Source organism: Telluria mixta (assembly GCF_029223865.1).
Lineage (GTDB): Bacteria > Pseudomonadota > Gammaproteobacteria > Burkholderiales > Burkholderiaceae_D > Telluria > Telluria mixta.
Genome location: NZ_CP119520.1, coordinates 6,305,900 through 6,324,377, shown reverse-complemented (window position 1 = coordinate 6,324,377; position 18,478 = coordinate 6,305,900). Strand labels below are relative to the sequence as shown.

General features: G+C 66.3%; 11 protein-coding genes. 3 read left to right on the top strand and 8 right to left on the bottom strand.

The genetic code is table 11. From position 1 onward, the window contains the following. Entirely contained in the window at nucleotides 1-1,011 is a 1,011-nt protein-coding gene (locus tag P0M04_RS27820) for a ThuA domain-containing protein (RefSeq protein ID WP_259451108.1), read from the top strand. On the opposite strand, the gene P0M04_RS27815 is transcribed toward P0M04_RS27820, so the two are convergent. From P0M04_RS27815 to P0M04_RS27790, 6 genes are all read right to left on the bottom strand, one after another. After that, on the bottom strand, nucleotides 968-3,319 hold the full coding sequence (locus P0M04_RS27815) for a TonB-dependent receptor plug domain-containing protein (protein ID WP_259451109.1): 2,352 nt from the start codon (nucleotides 3,317-3,319) through the stop codon (nucleotides 968-970). The two genes, P0M04_RS27820 and P0M04_RS27815, sit on opposite strands and share 44 nt — an antisense overlap. Nucleotides 3,320-3,805: 486 nt before the next feature. Continuing rightward, nucleotides 3,806-5,038 (bottom strand): SGNH/GDSL hydrolase family protein, encoded by a 1,233-nt coding sequence (locus P0M04_RS27810; RefSeq protein WP_259451110.1) that lies wholly within the window; start codon nucleotides 5,036-5,038, stop codon nucleotides 3,806-3,808. An 84-nt stretch (nucleotides 5,039-5,122) separates the two neighbouring features. Next, nucleotides 5,123-5,971, bottom strand: a complete 849-nt coding sequence (gene serB, locus P0M04_RS27805) for a phosphoserine phosphatase SerB (protein ID WP_259451111.1) — start codon at nucleotides 5,969-5,971, stop codon at nucleotides 5,123-5,125. 23 nt (nucleotides 5,972-5,994) lie between these two features. Continuing rightward, on the bottom strand, nucleotides 5,995-9,444 hold the full coding sequence (gene mfd, locus P0M04_RS27800) for a transcription-repair coupling factor (protein WP_259451112.1): 3,450 nt from the start codon (nucleotides 9,442-9,444) through the stop codon (nucleotides 5,995-5,997). Between the two features lie 139 nt (nucleotides 9,445-9,583). Continuing rightward, on the bottom strand, nucleotides 9,584-9,898 hold the full coding sequence (locus tag P0M04_RS27795; protein ID WP_259451113.1) for a hypothetical protein: 315 nt from the start codon (nucleotides 9,896-9,898) through the stop codon (nucleotides 9,584-9,586). Nucleotides 9,899-10,079: 181 nt separating this feature from the next. Further along, a complete protein-coding gene (locus tag P0M04_RS27790) occupies nucleotides 10,080-12,449 on the bottom strand; it encodes a penicillin-binding protein 1A (protein ID WP_307727259.1) in 2,370 nt (789 codons plus the stop codon). A 180-nt stretch (nucleotides 12,450-12,629) separates the two neighbouring features. Between P0M04_RS27790 and P0M04_RS27785 the strand changes: the two genes are divergently transcribed. Beyond that, on the top strand, nucleotides 12,630-14,897 hold the full coding sequence (locus tag P0M04_RS27785; protein ID WP_259451114.1) for an OPT family oligopeptide transporter: 2,268 nt from the start codon (nucleotides 12,630-12,632) through the stop codon (nucleotides 14,895-14,897). Here the strand turns inward: P0M04_RS27785 and P0M04_RS27780 are convergent, their stop codons facing one another. Continuing rightward, nucleotides 14,898-15,791, bottom strand: coding sequence for a LysR substrate-binding domain-containing protein (locus P0M04_RS27780; RefSeq protein ID WP_259451115.1), 894 nt, complete (start codon nucleotides 15,789-15,791; stop codon nucleotides 14,898-14,900). Nucleotides 15,792-15,927: 136 nt separating this feature from the next. On the opposite strand from P0M04_RS27780, the gene P0M04_RS27775 reads away from it, so the two are divergent. Next, a complete protein-coding gene (locus tag P0M04_RS27775) occupies nucleotides 15,928-16,857 on the top strand; it encodes an NAD-dependent epimerase/dehydratase family protein (protein WP_259451116.1) in 930 nt (309 codons plus the stop codon). A gap of 51 nt (nucleotides 16,858-16,908) precedes the next feature. Here P0M04_RS27775 and P0M04_RS27770 read toward each other — a convergent pair whose 3' ends face one another. Next, nucleotides 16,909-18,411, bottom strand: a complete 1,503-nt coding sequence (locus tag P0M04_RS27770; RefSeq protein ID WP_259451117.1) for a peptide MFS transporter — start codon at nucleotides 18,409-18,411, stop codon at nucleotides 16,909-16,911. Nucleotides 18,412-18,478 lie beyond the last annotated feature (67 nt).

Below are 18,478 nucleotides of genomic sequence, written 5' to 3'. Positions count from 1 at the left end.
ATGCACTCCCTGATTCGCGCCGGCGCGCTGGCCGCGCTCGTCCTGGCAACGACGATGGGCGGCGCGTCCGCGCAAGCCGTGTTCAAGGGCACCTGGGCCGGACCGCCCGCCAACGCGGGTCCCATTGCCGTCACGCCGCCGCCGCCCGGCGCCGCACCGGCATCCCCGGTGCCGCCCGGGATGCGTTCCCCTTCGCCCAAGCACGTGCTGGTGCTGGGTGGGGCGCGGGGCTGGCATCACGATTCGATCCCGGCCGGCATGGCCGCCGTCTACAACTGGGGCCGCGCGACGCATTGGTGGGATACCGAGATGCGCACCGAGTTCAGCCTCGTCAACGGGCGCGGCGGCCAGCCGATGACGGCCGGCTTCCAGCCCGTGGGCCTGCGCGACTTCGACGCGATCGTCGTCGTCAGCGCAACCGGGGACTGGGGATTGGACGCGGCGCAGAAGGCCGCGTTGCTCGACTTCGTGCGCGCGGGCGGGGGCCTGGTCGCGATCCACGGCGGGGTCGATGCAAATCTCGGCTGGAAGGATTACGTGGACATGGTGGGCGGCGTGTTCGTGTCCCATCCATTCAACAATCACGAGTGGTCGCTGTTCCCGTTCCCGCTGCGGACCGAGAACCGCGACACCCCGATGACGTCGTTCCTGCCGGCCCGCTGGATCCGGCAGGACGAGCTCTATGTCGTGAAGAACTTCTCGCGCGCCGACACGGAGGTCCTGCTCAGCATGGACGGCGAACGGCTGGACATGACGCGCATCCCGGACCAGCTGCCGCCCGACCGCGACATCCCCGTCGCCTGGATCAAGCAATACGGCAAGGGACGGGTGTTCGCGTCCACGATCGGGCACGCGAAGGAGGCCTTCGACGATCCCGATGTGGCGCGCATGTACACGGAAGCCATCCGCTGGGCGCTGCGCCTGTCCGGAGACGACGCGCGCCCGCATCCCGCGCTGGTTCCCCCGCTTACAGCGCCACGTCCAGGCGGGCCGACCACGAACGGCCGTTGATGCCGAACGGGCAGGTCTCCCAGCAATAGGTGAAGCCCAGCTGCGGGAACGGCGCGGCCTTGACCGGATCCCACTTGGTCGGGAACGTGTTGAAGATGTTGTTGGAGCCGACGGTCAGGCTGGTCGATTTGCTGAAGTTGTAGCGCACCGTGGCATCCACGATCCACTTGCCTTCCCAGGTCTGCACGAACGGGGCGGTGAAGCCCTGGCCCTGCACTTCGCCGTACCAGTTGGCGCGCACGTTGCCGTTCCACTGGCCGTGCGTCAGGTCGGCCGCCAGCACGTGGTGCTGGCGCGGCTGGCCGCGTTCGATCAAGGTCACCTGCGAGTCGTCGAACAGCTGGGCGCCCGTCAGCACCGGCGAATCCGAATGGCGGCCCGTCACCGACGTGCGGTTGAAGTCCAGCTGCGCGGACAGCACCAGCGTCGTGGCCGGCCAGCGCGTCGTGTGCTCGGCGACGATGTCCAGGCCCTTGGTTTCGGTGTCGATCGCGTTCGTGAAGAACTGCGCCTGGCCGACCTTGAGCGGATCGAGGATCGCCTTGATCGGGCACGCTGCCGTCGTCGCGCAGGCGCCCGATTCCGGTGCGATGTTCGACGAGAACACGATGCGGTTGTCGATGTCGATGCGCCACAGGTCGGCGGTCACCGAGAAGTTCGAGGCCGGGCGCAGGATGATACCCACGCTGCCGTTCTTCGACGTTTCTTCCTTCAGGTTCGGGATGCCGAAGGCCTTGGTGACGGCGCTGCCTTCGCGTGCGGTCAGCGTCTCGGTCAGCACGCCGGCGCCGTTCAGGTTCGTCGACACGGAGCTGTAGAACTTCTGCTGCACGCTCGGTGCGCGGAAGCCCGTCGACAGGGTGCCGCGGAAGCCCACCTGGCGGCTCGGGTCATAGCGCAGCGACAGCTTGCCGGTGGTCGTGCTGCCGAAGTCCGAATACTTTTCCCAGCGCGCGGCGGCGCCGACCAGCAGTTGCGGCGTGATGTTGTATTCGGCGTCGGCGTACAGCGCGATGTTGTGGCGCGCATCGTCGACGGCGGTGCCGGGCGTGTAGCCGGGGAAGCCCTGCGTGCCCGACGCGGCCGCGCCGCCCGTCTGGTCCTTGATCACGATGGCCGGGTTGTTCGTGCGGCCGTACTGGTACGAGACCGGATCGCCCGCGACGATCGCATAGCCGTCGCGGCGCCATTCGAAGCCGGTGGCGAAGTTGATCTTGTTGCCCATGACGTCCAGCGGGCCGCGCAGGTCGGCGTTGAACGTCGTCTGCTTGAATTTCAGCTTGCCGGTATCGGCTTCCAGCGGCGACTCTGCGTAGATGCCGCCGCCCGGTTTCGGTTCGTACCAGTAGCTGACGTTGATCGTGCTCTTTTCGTGGAAATCCAGCTCGCTGCGACCGTGGTTGAGCGAGACGTCGACCTTCCAGTCGTTGACCAGGTCGCGGCGGTACCCGACGGCCAGCGACGCGTCCTTGACCGTGGTGCGGATGTTCGGCAGGAAGCCGTTCGGATACACGGTCGGCACGTTGCGGCCGTCGCCCGTGGAGCGGAAGAAGCCGGCCGAATCGCCCGTGCGGTGCGACACGCCGCCGAAGGTGTAGAACTCGCCCTGGCTCGACACGGGCACCGCCGAGTTCCACCAGAAGTACTTGTCTTTCGCGAGGCTGTCGCCGATGCGCTGCGTGACGCGCGGCGGATCGACGCGCAGCGAGTCCACGCCCGCGCGATTGGTCTCGCCGCGGTGGCGGGCTTCGGCCGTCAGGTTGATGTAGCCGCCGTCGCCGATCGTCCAGCCCTTGTTGACGCTGCCCTGGCGCAGCTCGCCGCCGCCTTCGGTCGTGCCGCCGACGGTGCCCGAGAGCTGCGTCTCGTTGGTCTGGTTCTTCAGCACGATGTTGATCACGCCGGCGATCGCATCGGAGCCGTACTGTGCGGCGGCGCCGTCGCGCAGCACCTCGATGCGCTGGATCGCCGACATCGGGATCGCGTTGATGTCCGTACCGGCCGAGCCGCGGCCGATGGTCTGCTGCACGTTGACGAGCGCCTGCTGGTGGCGGCGCTTGCCGTTCACGAGCACCAGCAGCTGGTCGGGGCCCAGCGAGCGCAGGGTGGCGGGACGGATGATGTCCGTGCCGTCGCTGATGAACGTGGTCGAGAAGTTGAAGGACGGGTCGAGCGTCTGCAGCAGCTTGCCCAGTTCCACCGGACCGGCCATCGCCATGTCCTTGGCGCCGATCAGGCCGACCGGTGCGGCCGAGTCGAGGGCCGTGCGCGCCGTCGAGCGCGAGCCGAGCACGACGACGGATGCCATGCTCTTGTCCGCGGCCTGCTGTGCCTGCGGGGCGGCCGTTTCGGTTGGGGCGGGAGGCGCTGCGGGAGTGTCCTGGGACCAGGCGGGGGAGAAGGCTAGGAACAGCGAGGAAGCGAGCAAAGTACGGGTGAAGACGGGTACGGCACGGAGTTGGGTCATCCTTATTCTCTCGTCGAGGGTTGTTGTTGTGAGAACGCCCGGCTGCACCGGATGGGTGCAGTCGAGGCGTGGCCCAGTGTAACGAGCGCCCAGCCGTATTCACAATCGTCACCTGTCTATACTGTTGTGAAATTGATGCAAGCAGGGCAATCTTGCCTGTTCAGATAGACGAAATACGGCTATTCTGGGGAGGATGCCATCATTGTCGGCCATGACATGGACGTTGGCGAGCATGCGGATTCCGAATATACATATACGCGGAATGTCACAATGTTGCCGATTTGAGTGGTGAAAAACCCGGCGGCCTGCCGGGTTGGTGTTGTCAAACTATACACCGAACCATCCCAGCGGTATCGATTTCGCCATGGCCTCGTAGCCGAGATCGTTCGGATGGAGGTGATCCCCGCCGTCGTAAGCCGGCAGCAGGCGAGTGGGCCGCCCCGGATCGCGCAGCACCGCGTCGAAATCGGCCACGGCGTCCCAGGCGCCAGACGTGCGGATCCATGTGTTGGCGCGCTGGCGCACGGCGTCGCGCGCGGTCGTGAAATACGCATGGCCTTCGTACGGCAGCAGGGTCGCGCCGATGACGTACATGCCGCGCATGCGCGCCCGCGCGATCAGCTGCAGCCAGCCGGCTTGCAGGGTTTCCGCGGGGATGGGACTGGACGCGTTGCTGTAGATGATGTCGTTGATGCCGCTGAGGACGAACAGCCACCGTGCGCCGGCCGTGGCCAGCACGTCGCGGTCGAAGCGTTCCAGGACGTCCCGGCCCGACAGCAGCGCCGTCGGGTAGTCCGTCAGCAGCGAATTGGCGCTGATGCCCCGGTTGACGACCGCGACGGGTGGGCTGCCGGGAAGGGCTGCCGTGCGCAGTCGGCGCGCCAGATAGTCGGTCCAGCGGCGGTTGGCGTTGGTCGTGCTGCGCACGCCATCCGTCAGCGAGTCGCCGATGGCTACGATGGCGGACGGCGTACCGGCGGGACTCGTCACGTCGACTTCGGCCAGGAACGGCCACGACCCCAGCGTGCGTTGCACGGGCAGGGCGTTCGCCCCGGCGTAGTTGCCGGCGACGGACACGTAGTTCGTCTGCAGTGCGAGGTCGTGGATCGTCGTTGCCGGTGTGCTGGCGGGCAGCCACAGGCTGATGGCGAGGTCGGCCAGTGCCGGCACGGCGATATCGACGGGGTCGGAGATGAGCGGATCGCCCGGTGCGACGGTCGCGCCCGGCGATCCGCCGAACGTCAGGTCACGCCCGCTGCCGGCGACGAGGTTCGCGCCGCTCGATCGAATGCCGATATGGGCCGCGCCGATGCGCAGCGGCGTGCTGCCCATTTCGTTGGACAGCCGCACGCGCACGCGGTTGCCGGGGATGCTCGTGCGGACGATCAGGCGCAGCGTCTGGTTGCTGAACGTCTGCAGGCTGGCGGAAGGCGGCGGGCCGGCCGGTGCCGTGCCCCACGTGGCGCACCAGATGGTGGAGGACTGCGCGCGGGCCGCCGGCAGCATCAGGCACCCGGCCAGCGCTGGCAGGGCGTGGAGAAATGTGCGGCGGGACGGCATCGCGGCCTCCGTGATCGACGAGCAGACCCCATCAATCTACTCATGCGCGCCGCATAACCCTTGCGCCAGATCAGGAAGGAGTCGTCAGGCGAGGACGGCGAGCAGACCGTCGAGTCCCGTGAAATTCAGTGCCACGTCGGCCTGCGCACGTACGACCGGCTTGGCGCGGAAGGCGACGGACAGGCCGGATACGCCCATCATCTTGAGGTCGTTGGCGCCGTCGCCCATGACGATCGCCTGCTTCGTGGCGATGCCCAGCTCGGCGCACACGCGCTCCACGGTACGTTTCTTTTCCTCCGCGTCGACGATGCCGCCGACGACTTTACCGGTCAACACGCCGCCCGCCGCTTCCAGCACGTTCGCGTGGGTGTAATCGAGGTTCAGGCGCGTCTTGAGGCGCTCGGTGAAGAACGTGAAGCCGCCGGAGACGAGCAGCGTCTTGAGGCCCGCGGCCTGCACGGCCTGCAGCATCGCTTCGCCGCCCGGCGAGATGCGCAGGCGCTCTTCGTACACGCGCTCCAGCGCGGACGTGGCCAGGCCTTCCAGCAGCGCGACGCGGCGCGTGAGGCTTTCCGAGAAATCCAGTTCGCCCCGCATCGCGGCTTCCGTGATCGCGGACACCTGCGGCTTCAGGCCCTGCATGTCCGCGATTTCGTCGATGCACTCGATCGTGATCAGCGTGGAATCCATGTCCATCGCGACCAGCTTGAAATCGGCCAGCGTCAGGTCCGCGTCGACGAACGTCGCATCGATGCCGGCGGCGTGGGCTGCGGTCTCGACTTGCGCTTTCAGTTCCGGCGTGAAGTCGAAGCCGTCGCAACGCAGCGCGTGCGCGTGAACTTCGGCGGTGCGTGCCGGACGGGCGAGGGCGGCGATCTGTGCGAGTGCGGCCTGGGTGGCCTGCGGTCCCTGGAGGACGAGCTTCTTGGACATGATTTCGTTCTGCTTTTATCTGATTAAGCGAGGAGTTGTTTGATGGTCTGCTTGACCTGGTTCACGCGCGCGGCCAGGTCCGGCATGTTGGCCGCGATGCGCAGCTTGTCCTGGCCGGCCAGCTTGATGTGGCGGTTCTTCTGAATGAGCGTGATGATCTTGATCGGGTCGATCGGCGGCTTTTCCATGAACTGCAGGCTGGCGGCATCCGTGTGCGCGTCGATCTTGACGATGCCGACCGACTTCGCCGCGATGCGCAGGCGGTGCGTCTCGATCAGCGCCTTCACGGCATCCGGCAGCTTGCCGAAACGGTCGATGAGTTCTTCCTGCATGTCGTCGATGCGGCCCTGTTCCTCGCAGTTCGCGAGGCGTTTATAGATCGACAGGCGCTCGTGCACGTCGCCGCAGAAGTCCGCCGGGAGCAGGGCGGGCACGTGCAGGTTGATTTCCGTCGTCGACGACAGCGGTGCGCTCATGTCCGGCTCGCGCCCGGCCTTCAGCGCCTTCACCGCTTCGTTCAGCATGTCGGAGTACAGCTGGAAGCCGATTTCCAGCATCTCGCCGGACTGGTTCTCGCCCAGCACCTCGCCGGCGCCGCGGATCTCCAGGTCGTGCATGGCGAGGTAGAAGCCGCTGCCCAGTTCTTCCATCGCCTGGATCGCGTCCAGGCGGCGCTGCGCCTGCTTCGACAGCGCGAGCGCGTCGTTCACGAGCAGGTAGGCATAGGCCTGGTGGTGCGAACGGCCGACGCGCCCGCGCAGCTGGTGCAGCTGGGCGAGGCCGAATTTGTCGGCGCGGTGCATGATGATCGTGTTCGCCGTCGGCACGTCGATGCCGGTCTCGATGATGGTCGTGCAAAGCAGGATGTTGTAGCGCTGGGCGACGAAATCGCGCATCACCTTTTCCAGGTCGCGCTCGTGCATCTGGCCGTGCGCGACGGCGATGCGCGCTTCCGGCAGCAGTTCGCGCAGCATGGCCAGGCGGTTCTCGATCGTCTCGACCTCGTTGTGCAGGAAGTAGATCTGGCCGCCCCGTTTCAGTTCGCGCAGGCAGGCTTCACGGATGACGGAGCCGTCCTCGCTGCGCACGAACGTCTTGATCGCGAGGCGCTTCTGCGGCGCCGTCGCGATGACGGAAAAGTCGCGCAGGCCTTCCAGTGCCATGCCCAGGGTGCGCGGGATCGGCGTGGCGGTCAGCGTGAGCACGTCGACTTCGGCACGCAGCGCCTTCAGCGCTTCTTTCTGGCGCACGCCGAAGCGGTGTTCCTCGTCGATGATGACGAGACCCAGGCGCGTGAACTTCACGTCCGGCGACAGCAGCTTATGCGTGCCGATCACGATGTCGACGGTGCCGTCGGCCATGCCCTTGATCGCGTTGTTGATTTCCTTGCCGGTGCGGAAGCGCGACAGTTCCGCAATGCGCACGGGCCAGTCGGCGAAGCGGTCGGAGAACGTTTGCGCGTGCTGCTCCGCGAGCAGCGTGGTCGGCGCGAGGATCGCGACCTGCTTGCCGCCCATGACGGCGATGAAGGCAGCGCGCAGGGCAACCTCGGTCTTGCCGAAGCCGACGTCGCCGCACACGAGGCGGTCCATCGGCCGGCCCGAAGTCATGTCCTGGATGACGGCGGCGATGGCGGCGCGCTGGTCCGGGGTCTCGTCGAAGCCGAAGCTCTGCGCGAAGTTCTCGTAGTCGGTGGCGGAGTATTCGAACGAATGGCCCTGGCGCGCGGCGCGGCGGGCGTAGAGGTTCAGCAGCTCGGCCGCCGTGTCGCGCACCTGTTCCGCGGCTTTTCTCTTGGCCTTGTCCCACTGACCGGAGCCGAGCGTGTGCAGCGGCGCGTCGTCCGGCGCCGCGCCCGAGTAGCGCGAGATCACGTGCAGCTGCGACACCGGCACATACAGCTTCGATTCTTTCGCGTATTCCAGGTGCAGGAATTCCGTCTCGCCTTCGCCCAGGTCCATGCTGACCAGGCCCAGGTAGCGGCCGATGCCGTGGTTGATGTGCACGACCGGATCGCCGATCTTCAGTTCGGACAGGTCGCGCACCATCGACTCGACCTGCGAGCCCGCTTCCTGCTTCTTTTTGCCCGCGCGGCGGCCGGTGCCCGCGTACAGCTCCGTCTCGGTGATGAACACGAGGTGGCCGGCGCCTTCCTCCATCAGCTCGAAGCCGGCCTGCAGCGGCGCGACGCCCAGCACGACCTTCGCATCCGTCGCGCGCAGGCCGTCGAAGCCTTCGATGAGCGCGAGGTCCAGCTTGTACTCGCTGAAGTACTGCTGCAGGGTCTCGCGGCGGCCGGCCGACTCCGCGCAGATCATCACGCGCTTGCCGGCGGCCTGCATCAGGTACGAGCGCAGGTTCGCGAGCGGATCGTCGAGGCGGCGGTTGACGGCGATGTCCGGGACCGGTGCCGACAGCTCCGAAGCGCCCGCGGAAGGATCGCGCGCGATGGCCCAGCGGCCGTGCGGCTTGGCCTGCACGAAGAAGTCCTCGGCGCCGAGGAAGATCTCCTTCGGTTCCAGGATCGGGCGGTCGCGGTCGCTCTTGAGGAATTTGTAGCGCGATTCCGTGTCGAGCCAGAAGCGCTGGATCGCCGCTTCGATGTCGCCGACGAGGGCCAGGCTCGATTCGTCGGGCAGGTAGTCGAACAGCGTGGCCGTCTCGTCGAAGAACAGCGGCAGATAGTATTCGATGCCGGCCGACGCGATGCCGTTGCCGATGTCGCGGTAAATGGTCGACCGGGACGGATCGCCTTCGAAGCGTTCGCGCCAGCGGCCGCGGAAGGCGGTGCGCGATGCTTCGTCCATCGGGAATTCGCGGCCCGGCAGCAGGCGCACTTCCCTGACGGGGTACAGCGAACGCTGGGTGTCGGCGTCGAACGTGCGGATCGTCTCGATCTCGTCGCCGAACAGGTCCAGGCGGTACGGCAGCGCGGAGCCCATCGGGAACAGGTCGATCAGGCCGCCGCGCACGGAGTACTCGCCCGGCGACATGACCTGCGTGACGTGCGTGTAGCCGGCCAGCGTGAGCTGCGCCTTCAGCTTCGCTTCGTCCAGGTTTTCGCCCTGGCGGAAGAAGAACGTGTATGCGGCCAGGAACGACGGCGGCGCGAGGCGCACGAGCGCGGTCGTCGCGGGCACGACGAGCACGTCGCACTGGCCGTTGCGGACCTCGTGCAGCGTGGCGAGGCGTTCGGATACGAGGTCCTGGTGCGGCGAGAAGGCGTCGTACGGGAGCGTTTCCCAGTCCGGCAGCAGGTGGCAGGACAGCTTGCCTTCCGCGAACCATGGAATTTCATCGAGCAGGCGCTGGCCGTCGCTGGCGTTCGCGACGATCACGGTGAGCATCTGCTTCCTGGCTTTCAGCGCGAGGGCGGCGACGGCGAGCGCATAGGCATCGGCCGAGCCGTGCAGCTGGGGCAGGGCGAAACGGGTTCCGGGCTTGGGAAGGTGTTTGGTGAGGTCGAAGGGCATTGACGCGGTGCTGTTCGGGTTCGTCAGGACGAGCGTCCATTATAGTCGAACAACGTCCCGCTTGCCCTTGCACCGGGACGTACGTCCGGCCCCGGTCGGCCGGAGTCGTCCGGCCCAGGGTGGCCGGACGACGAAGGCGTCAGCGGTTGCCGCTGGTCTGGGCAGGTGCGGGGTTGGTGCCCTGGCCGGTGGCGTCCGAGTTGCCGGTGCCGACAGCGGAGGTGCCGGTCGGCGCCGAGCTGGAGGTACCCGATGCGCCGTTGCCCGAGGTGCCGGTCGTGCCGGATTCCGACGTGCCGGTCTGGCTCGAACCCGAGCTGCTGCCGCTCGACGTCGCAGCCGACGAGGAGCTGCCGCTCGCGCTGCTGTCGCTGGAGCTGGTGCCGGTCGAGCTGCATGCGGCCAGCGACATGGCCATCAGGCTGCCGATCAGAAGGGCTTGGTACTTTTTCATGTTTACTCCTTTTGTAAAAGTGACGCCATCATGGGGGCACACTTTTGCGTTCGAAATAGGATGAGTTCGAACAGGCGTGTAGGACTGGACGTACGATCTCCTCTATTTGTTGCAATGCGATTGTCGGTCTGCCAATGAAAACGGGCCGCACGCGGCGGCCCGTTCGTCGATGAGCGGCAAGTCAGAACAGCGTATTCGACGGCTGCTGTTGCTGCGGCACCGGCTGCACCGGCTGGCCCGGCTGCACCGTCCCGTCGACGGGTTGTACTGCATTCGGATCCGTCGCCTGGTCGAGGTCGATCCCGCCCATGGCCGGGGTCTCCGCGAACTCGGCATAGACCCAGTCGTCGTTCTCGCGCACCACGCCTTCCGGCGCCAGCCGCTCTTCCTGCTGCGGCCGCTTGGCTAGCGCCACGCGCATGTAGTCAATCCAGATCGGCAGCGCGACGGTGGCGCCGAATTCGCGCCCACCCAGCGATTTCGGATCGTCGTAGCCCATCCACGCGACGGCCACGACGTTGCCGCCATAGCCCGAGAACCAGCCGTCCACGGCGTCGCTCGTCGTACCGGTCTTGCCGGCGATGTCCGTGCGGCCCAGCGCCTTGGTCGCCTCGGCACCCGTGCCGTAGCGGGTCACGTCGCGCAGCATGCTGTCCGTGATGAACGCGTTGCGCGGGTCGAGCACGCGCTGCTCGTCCGTGTGTTCGGCCGGTGCCTTCGTCTCCTGGATGACCTTGCCGTCGGCATCCTCGATGCGGGCGATCAGGTAGGGCTGCACGCGGTAGCCGCCGTTGGCGAAGACGGCGTATGCGCCGGCCATCTGCAGCGGCGTCGCGGCCCCGGTGCCCAGCGCCAGCGTGTAGTTCGACGGCTGGCGCGTGAGGTCGAAGCCGAACTTGCTGATGAATTCGTGCGCATACGGCACCCCGACCGCGCGCAGCAGGCGCACGGACGGCACGTTCTTCGATTCGGCCAGCGCGCGGCGCATCGTGATCGGGCCGTCCCACTTGCCGTCGTCGTTCTGCGGCGACCACGTCTTGCCCGCGTCCTCGCCCGGCATGTCGAGCGGCGCGTCGAGGATGCGCGTGGCCGGCGAATAGCCCTTGTCGATGGCGGCCGAGTAGATGAACGGCTTCATGCCGGAACCGGGCTGGCGGTACGCCTGGGTCACGTGGTTGAACTTCTGGAAGTTGTAGTCGAAGCCGCCGACCAGTGCGTGGTAGGCGCCCGTGTCGGCATCGATGGCGACGAAGGCCGCCGCCACTTGCGGCACCTGCGTGACGCTCCAGTTGCCCTTGGCGTCCTTGGCCACGCGGATGATCGCCCCCGGCGTCAGCTTCATCTTTTCCTTGGCGCTGGACGACAGGCCGGCCTGCGCGAATTTCAGGCCGGCGCCGGTGAGGTCGACCGTGTCGCCGTCGACCGTTTCCACGCGCAACGACTTGCTCGTCGCCGACAGCACGACGGCCGGGATCAGGCCATCGCTGGCCGGACGCTTGCCCAGCGCGTCGCCGATCGCGTCTTCGCGCTCGACCGGATCGGACGGCAGCTCCATGCGGTCTTCCGGACCGCGCCAGCCGTGGCGCTGGTCGTAGGTGAGCACGTTGCGGCGCACGGAGGCGTAGGCGGCGTCCTGCTCGGGCTTCAGGATCGTCGTGTAGACCTTGATGCCCTTCGTGTACGCGTCTTCCTTGAACTGGCTGTAAACGGCCTGGCGCGCCAGTTCGGCCACGTATTCCGCGTGCGTGCCGAATTCCTGCACGCCGCGCTGGTTCACGCGCAGCGGTTCGGCCATGGCCTTTTCGTATTGCGCTTCCGTGATGTAGTTCAGCGCGCGCATGCGGCCCAGCACCGCGTGCTGGCGCTCGCGCGCCCGCTTCGGATTCGCGACCGGATTGTGGCGTGCCGGGTTTTGCGGCAGGCCGGCCAGCATGGCCATCTCGGCGACCGACAACTGGTCGAGCGTCTTGTTGAAATAGATGCGCGCGGCGCTGGAAAAGCCGTAGGCGCGCTGGCCCAGGTAGATCTGGTTCATGTACAGCTCGAGGATCTCGTCCTTCGACAGGGCGGTCTCGATCTTGTACGCGAGCGCGATCTCGTTGATCTTGCGCGACAGGCGCTTTTCGCGCGACAGGAAGAAGTTGCGCGCCACCTGCATCGTGATCGTCGACGCGCCGCCGGAGCCGAAGCCGCCGCGCAGGTTCGACCCGACGGCACCCATCATGCGCTTGAAGTCGATGGCGCCGTGCTCGTAGAAGCGGGCATCCTCGATGGCAAGCAGCGACTTCTTCATCAGGTCGGGGATTTTGTTGATCGGAACGAAGTCGCGGTGTTCTTCGCCGAACTCGCCGATCAGCACGTTGTCTGCCGTATAGATGCGCAGCGGGATCTTGGGCCGGTAGTCGGTGACGGCATCCAGCGCCGGCACGTTGGGCAGCACGCGGAACACGACGTAGCCGGCGATCCCGGCGATGAACAGGACGAGGATGGCGGCCGCGACGGCCAGGATGGGGAGCAGGAAGCCGCGCTGGCGGCGGGGGATAGTTGCCAAAACTGAACTCTCTTGATGCGGGTCCTGAAACCCGTTTGTGGCCGTAAGTACGGGCGATGTGGGAAATTATAATCCGCTTTTCTTAACGTACGGCATGTGAGATAGTCACGCTTTCAAGGGCTGCACGGCGATCCCGGCAGTCCTGTCTGTTAATACCCACGCCTGAAGGAAATCCCTCCGATGCCCTACGATCCCCACCCGCCCGCGGTCAAACCGTATATTCCGGCGTCGGCGAACCTGCCGGAACTGACCTGGCGCGCCCTGATCATGGGCACCGTGCTCGGCATGGTCTTCGGCGCGTCGTCGCTGTACCTCGTGCTGAAAGTAGGATTGACCGTCAGCGCATCGATTCCCGTGGCCGTCATCGCCATCACCCTGTTCGGTCTCGCGAAGAAGATGGGCGGGCGCGAATCGACGATCCTCGAGAACAGCATCACGCAGACGGCCGGTTCGGCCGGCGAATCGCTCGCGTTTGGCCTCGGCTGCACCATGCCGGCCATCATGATCCTCGGCTTCGACCTGGAGATCTCGCGCGTGATGCTCGTGGGCGTGCTGGGCGGCCTGCTCGGCATCCTCATGATGATCCCGATGCGCCGCACGATGATCGTCGACCAGCACCGCGAACTGAAATACCCGGAAGGCACCGCTTGCGCCGAAGTGCTGAAGGCCGCGGCCACGGAAACGTCGCGCGCGGCCGCCGGCGAAGTGCGCGACGCCGACTCCGACGAAGCGAAGGAAGCCCGCCGGCGCGCCTTCATCATCTTCGGCGGCTTCGGTCTCGGCCTGTTGTACAAGGTACTCAATATCTCCCTGAAGCTGTGGAAGGACACCGTCAACTTCATCTTCGACGCGCCCCTGAAATCCGGTTCGGCCGGTGCCGAGATCTCGCCGGAGCTGCTGGGCGTCGGCTACATCATCGGCCCGCGCATCGCGATGATCATGGCGGGCGGCGGCGTGCTGTCCTATCTGCTCCTGATCCCGATGATCAAGTTTTTCGGCGATTCCCTGACGGTGCCGGTGGCGCCGGGCACGATGCTGATCCGCGACATGAGCCCGGACGACGTGCGCAGCGCCTACGTGCTGTACATCGGCGCGGGTGCCGTGGCGGCCGGCGGTCTGATTTCGCTCGTGCGCTCGCTGCCCACGATCTGGAATGGCCTCAAGGGTGGCCTGGCGGGCATCGGCAAGAATGCGGGTAAAGGCGCGACGGTCGATTCCTCGCTGCGTACCGAGCAGGACATGCCGCTGAAATGGGTGGTCATCGGCTGCCTGGGCATCATCGCCGTGATCACGTTCGCGACGCCGCTGCACATGAACGTCCTGGGCGCGCTGCTGATCCTCGTGTTCGGCTTCCTGTTCTCGACCGTGTCGTCGCGCCTGACGGGCGAGGTGGGCTCGTCGTCGAACCCGATCTCCGGCATGGCGGTGGCGACCCTGCTGTTCACGTGCCTGATCTTCCTCGTGATGGGCTGGACGGGCGGTCGATACTACGTGACGGCGCTGTCGGTCGGCGCCATCGTCTGCATCGCCGCCAGCAACGCCGGCACGACGTCGCAAGACCTCAAGACGGGCTTCCTCGTCGGCTCGACGCCGAAGCTGCAGCAGTACGCGATCCTGGCCGGCGCGCTCGCGTCCGCGCTGATCCTCGGTCCGATCCTGCTGAAGCTGAACGACGCGGGCACCGTGTACGTGCCGGCTGCGCAGGTCGCGCCGCACATCAGGACCGACGCAGCGAAGCTGACGGACACCGCGCAGCTGCAGGGCCCGCAGGCCGCGTCGGACCACGCCACGTATAAAGTCTGGCAGAAGACGGACACGGTCGGCGGCCCCGCCGGCAAATACCTCGTGCGCGCCGACGGTTCGCTCGCTTATCTCGTCGACCCGGGCATCAACGGCCAGTACCACACGCGTCCGGACGGCACGGAGGTCAAGAAGTTCGATGCGCCGAAGGCCGTGCTGATGTCCTACATCATCAAGGGCATCCTCGACCACCAGCTGCCATGGACCCTCGTGCTGTTCGGCGTGATGGTGGCCGTCGTGCTGGAGATGTCCGGCGTCGCGTCGCTCGCGTTCACGGTGGGCGTCTATCTGCCGCTCGTGTCGACGTTGCCGATCGCGATCGGCGGTATCATCCGCTGGATGGTCGACCGCCGCAACAACGCGCTGCCGCAGTACCAGGGCCTGAACGAGGAAGAATTGCAGGCCGCGGGCGACCGCAGCTCGGGCACGTTGCTGGCGTCCGGCTACATCGCGGGCGGCGCGCTGGCGGGCATCATCATCGCCATCACGGCCGGCGTGATGACGGATTTCGACGATGCGATGGCCAAGTGGGCCGAGGCCGCGAATCCGTTCTTCGCGGGCGCCAGCGCGGATCTGTTGTCGATCCTGCCGTATGCGGCGATCTGCGTGCTGCTGTATGTCGTAGGTCGAGAGAAAGCCCGCAAATAATCAGGCGATCGTCGCCTTCATCGCCGCCATTTCCGCGAGAATCCACTCGCGGAAATGCTGGACCTTGGTCATCGCCTCCTTGTGCGGATTGACGAGCAGGCGATACCCATACCCGAACGGTGCGCTGCGGCACGCGAGCTGCAGCAGCGTGCCCGCGCGGATGTCCTCGAACGCGATCCCGTACGGCACGAGACCGATCCCCTGGCCCGCGACGGCCGCCTGCGCCAGCACGCCCCAGTGGCTGTACGTCCGCGAAAAGTCGTAGTCGCCTTTCAGCGCGCGGTTCTCGTTCAGGAGCTGCAGCCACGATTCCGGGGTGCGTTCGCACAGCAGCGGGAAGCGGGTGAGGTCCGACAGCTGCAGGGCGTCCTGGCCCTCCGCCAGTAAATCCGGGCTGTACACGGGCACGAGCCGTTCGCGGAACAGCAGGGCAGGGTCGTCGTCGCGCACGGGGCCGTAGCGGATCGCCACGTCGACGGCATCGTCCTCGATGTCGACCGGCGTGTCGTTCGAGTCGATGCGCAGGTCCAGCTCCGGATGCAGCTTCGTGAAGCGCGACATGCGCGGCACCAGCCATTTGATCGCGAACGAGTGCGTCGTCGAGATGCGCAGCACCGCTTCCTCGTTGCCGCGCTGGAGCGCCGCCACTTTCCCGCGCAGGTCGGCCAGCATGCGCGCGACGACGATCGCCAGTTCCTGGCCCTTGGCCGTCAGCGCGATGTGGCGCGGATGCCGCACGAACAGGGGAAAGCCGATGGCTTCTTCCAGCTGCTTGACCTGCAGGCTGACGGCGGCGGGCGTCTTGTGCAGCTCGCGCGCGGCCAGCTTGAAACTGCCCCAGCGCGCGGCGCAATCGAAGTCGATCAGGCCGGAGAGGCTGCGCAGCGGCTTCATGCTCTCCCCGAGATTAAGTTTTTCTTATTCATATCGTTTATTTTTCTCGTTTGAACAATTGCCGCTCTGGTTACAGAATATAACGGATTCACCAAAACAGTGCTACGTGCCTCGCCCACAGACTAAGGAAAACTTCATGCCCAAGAATATCCTGGTGATCGGCGGTACCCGTTATATCGGCAAGCTGCTCGTGCAGCGCCTGCTGCGCGCCGGCCACCGCGTCACCATCGCGACGCGCGGCTATGCGCCCGACCCGTTCGGCGACCGGATCGCGCGCGTGCGCGTCGACCGCCGCAACGAGACCGCGATGCGCAACGCGTTCGCCCGCCTCGGCCCGTTCGACATCGTGTACGACCAGATGTGCTACAACCCGCTGGACGCGGCCATCGCCGTGCGCACGTTCGCGGGCAAGGTGGGGCGCTACGTGATGGCGTCCACCGTCGACGCCTACCGCGCCCTCGGCTACGGCCATGCGGAGCCGCTGCGCGAGAGCGACCTGGCCGTCGAGGCGCAGCCGATCGACACGGGGTATCCGTGGCACGACCCGTGCCGCGCGACGGAGTGCTATGTGGCGGGCAAGGTCCAGGCCGAGGCCTATCTCGCGCGTGACGGCTCGCTGCCCCTCGTGACGCCGCGCCTCGCGCACGTGCTGGGCGGGCCGGAGGACTTCACGGGCCGCCTCGCGCACTACGTGGAACTGGCGCGCATGAACGGCGTGCTCGAATACTCGAACCCGGATGCCGTGCTGTCGTTCCTGCCGCTGCAGGGCGCGGCCGACTTCCTCGTCTGGGTCGGCATGCAGGATTTCACGGGGCCGGTCAACGCGGCGTGCGACGGCGCGTTGTCGGCGAAGAGCCTGTACGAGCGGGTCGGCGCCGTGCTCGATACGCCAGTGCGCATGCGCCAGCGCGTGCCGCCGGCGGAAATGGGGCGGTTGTCGCCGTTCGACGTACCGGGCGCGATGGTCCTCGACACGGCGCGCGCGCAGGCGCTCGGCTACCGCTTCGGGCATTGCGAGGACTGGATCGACGATACGATCCAGCTGCATGACCTGGCGTTCGTCTAGAAACGACAACGGCGGCCCGCGGGCCGCCGTCGATGACGAAGCGGGAAGTATTTACTTCACGCCGTGCATCAGTTTCTGGATCAGCGGCGCCACCAGGAACAACAGCACGCCGGCGCCGATCAGCGCCCAGAAGCCGAACGTGTAGCCGGACAGTGCCGATTCCACGGTCATGCCTTTTTCACCCGAGACGACGGAAGCGAAGATGCCCGACAGGTTGTTGCCGATACCGGTGGACAGGAACCAGCCGCCCATGCCCAGGCCCACGAGGCGGGTGGGAGCCAGCTTGGTCACCATCGACAGGCCGATCGGCGACAGGCACAGTTCACCGATGGACTGGATTACGTACACCATGAACAGCGTCCAGAACGGGATCTTGCTGTCCGCGCCGACGAGGTGCTGCAGCGCGAACATCAGCAGCAGGAACGCGAGGCCGTTGAAGATCAGGCCCAGGCCGAACTTGCGCGGGATGGACGGGTTCTTGCGGCCCATCGCAACCCACACGGCGGCGACGACCGGCGCGCACACGATGATGGCCAGCGTGTTCACGGACTGGAACCAGCCGGTCGGGAAGGTCCAGCCGCCGAAGTCGCGGCGCACGATGTATTCGGCCAGGAAGGTGAACGAGCTGCCCGCCTGTTCGAAGAAGCACCAGAACATCACGTTGAAGAAGAAGATGACGAGCATGGCGATCGTCTTGTCGCGCACGACCGCGCCGCCGCGGATGCCTTCCACCATCAGCATGATCGCGAGGATGATGAACAGGACGGACAGCACGCCCTGCAGCTTTTCCGCGCCCAGCTTCAGCAGGAAGTACACGACCGGGATCACGAACAGCGAACCGATGATGACGCCGATGAGGCGCACCGGGTTGGCCAGCGGACCGGTGGCAGCGCCGATGCCCTTCAGCATGCGGCGGCCGATCTGGAACCAGATCAGCGACAGGATCATGCCCACGCCGGCGGCGAAGAACACGACCTTGTACGCCGGCACGCCGGTGCTGCCCGACATGCTTTGCGCGAGGGCGCCGGTCAGGATCGGGGCGAGGAAGCCGCCGCCGTTGATGCCCATGTAGAAGATCGTGAAGCCGGAGTCGCGGCGCTGGTCGTTGATGCCGTACAGCTGGCCGACCATGGCGGAGATGTTCGGCTTGAACATGCCGTTGCCGACGATGATCGTGGCGAGGCCCAGCTTGAAGATGTCCGGGTTCGGTATGGTGATGGCGAACAGGCCGGCCACCATGAACGCCGCGCCGACGAGGATCGAGCGCTGGTAGCCGATCACGCGGTCGGCGATGTAGCCGCCGAACACGGCGCCGGCGTACACCAGGGCGAGGTAGGAACCGTAGGTCAGGTTGGCGTCGGCCTGGCCCACGCCGCTGCCGCCGTAGAACTGGGCGACGATGTAGAGCACCAGGGCCCAACGGATGCCATAGAACGCGAAACGTTCCCAGAATTCGGTCATGAACAGCATCCAGAGGGGCGCCGGATGGCCCATGATCTGCTTGAATTCCGGGACCGCCTTCGGTTCGGCGGTTGAAGTAGCTGCACCGCTCATGCGGTTCCTCCCCAAATCTTTTTAAGAGTGATTGTCTTTGCCTGGCCTGCGCGTCCTGGGTAAGGAC

What these genes read in the sequence shown, in the direction of transcription:
- P0M04_RS27820 (WP_259451108.1), top strand. Translation starts at nt 1, where the DNA reads ATGCACTCCCTGATTCGCGCCGGCGCGCTGGCCGCGCTCGTCCTGGCA.
- P0M04_RS27815 (WP_259451109.1), bottom strand. Translation starts at nt 3,319, where the DNA reads ATGGCATCCGTCGTCGTGCTCGGCTCGCGCTCGACGGCGCGCACGGCC.
- P0M04_RS27810 (WP_259451110.1), bottom strand. Translation starts at nt 5,038, where the DNA reads ATGCCGTCCCGCCGCACATTTCTCCACGCCCTGCCAGCGCTGGCCGGG.
- serB (WP_259451111.1), bottom strand. Translation starts at nt 5,971, where the DNA reads ATGTCCAAGAAGCTCGTCCTCCAGGGACCGCAGGCCACCCAGGCCGCA.
- mfd (WP_259451112.1), bottom strand. Translation starts at nt 9,444, where the DNA reads ATGCCCTTCGACCTCACCAAACACCTTCCCAAGCCCGGAACCCGTTTC.
- P0M04_RS27795 (WP_259451113.1), bottom strand. Translation starts at nt 9,898, where the DNA reads ATGAAAAAGTACCAAGCCCTTCTGATCGGCAGCCTGATGGCCATGTCG.
- P0M04_RS27785 (WP_259451114.1), top strand. Translation starts at nt 12,630, where the DNA reads ATGCCCTACGATCCCCACCCGCCCGCGGTCAAACCGTATATTCCGGCG.
- P0M04_RS27780 (WP_259451115.1), bottom strand. Translation starts at nt 15,791, where the DNA reads ATGAAGCCGCTGCGCAGCCTCTCCGGCCTGATCGACTTCGATTGCGCC.
- P0M04_RS27775 (WP_259451116.1), top strand. Translation starts at nt 15,928, where the DNA reads ATGCCCAAGAATATCCTGGTGATCGGCGGTACCCGTTATATCGGCAAG.
- P0M04_RS27770 (WP_259451117.1), bottom strand. Translation starts at nt 18,411, where the DNA reads ATGAGCGGTGCAGCTACTTCAACCGCCGAACCGAAGGCGGTCCCGGAA.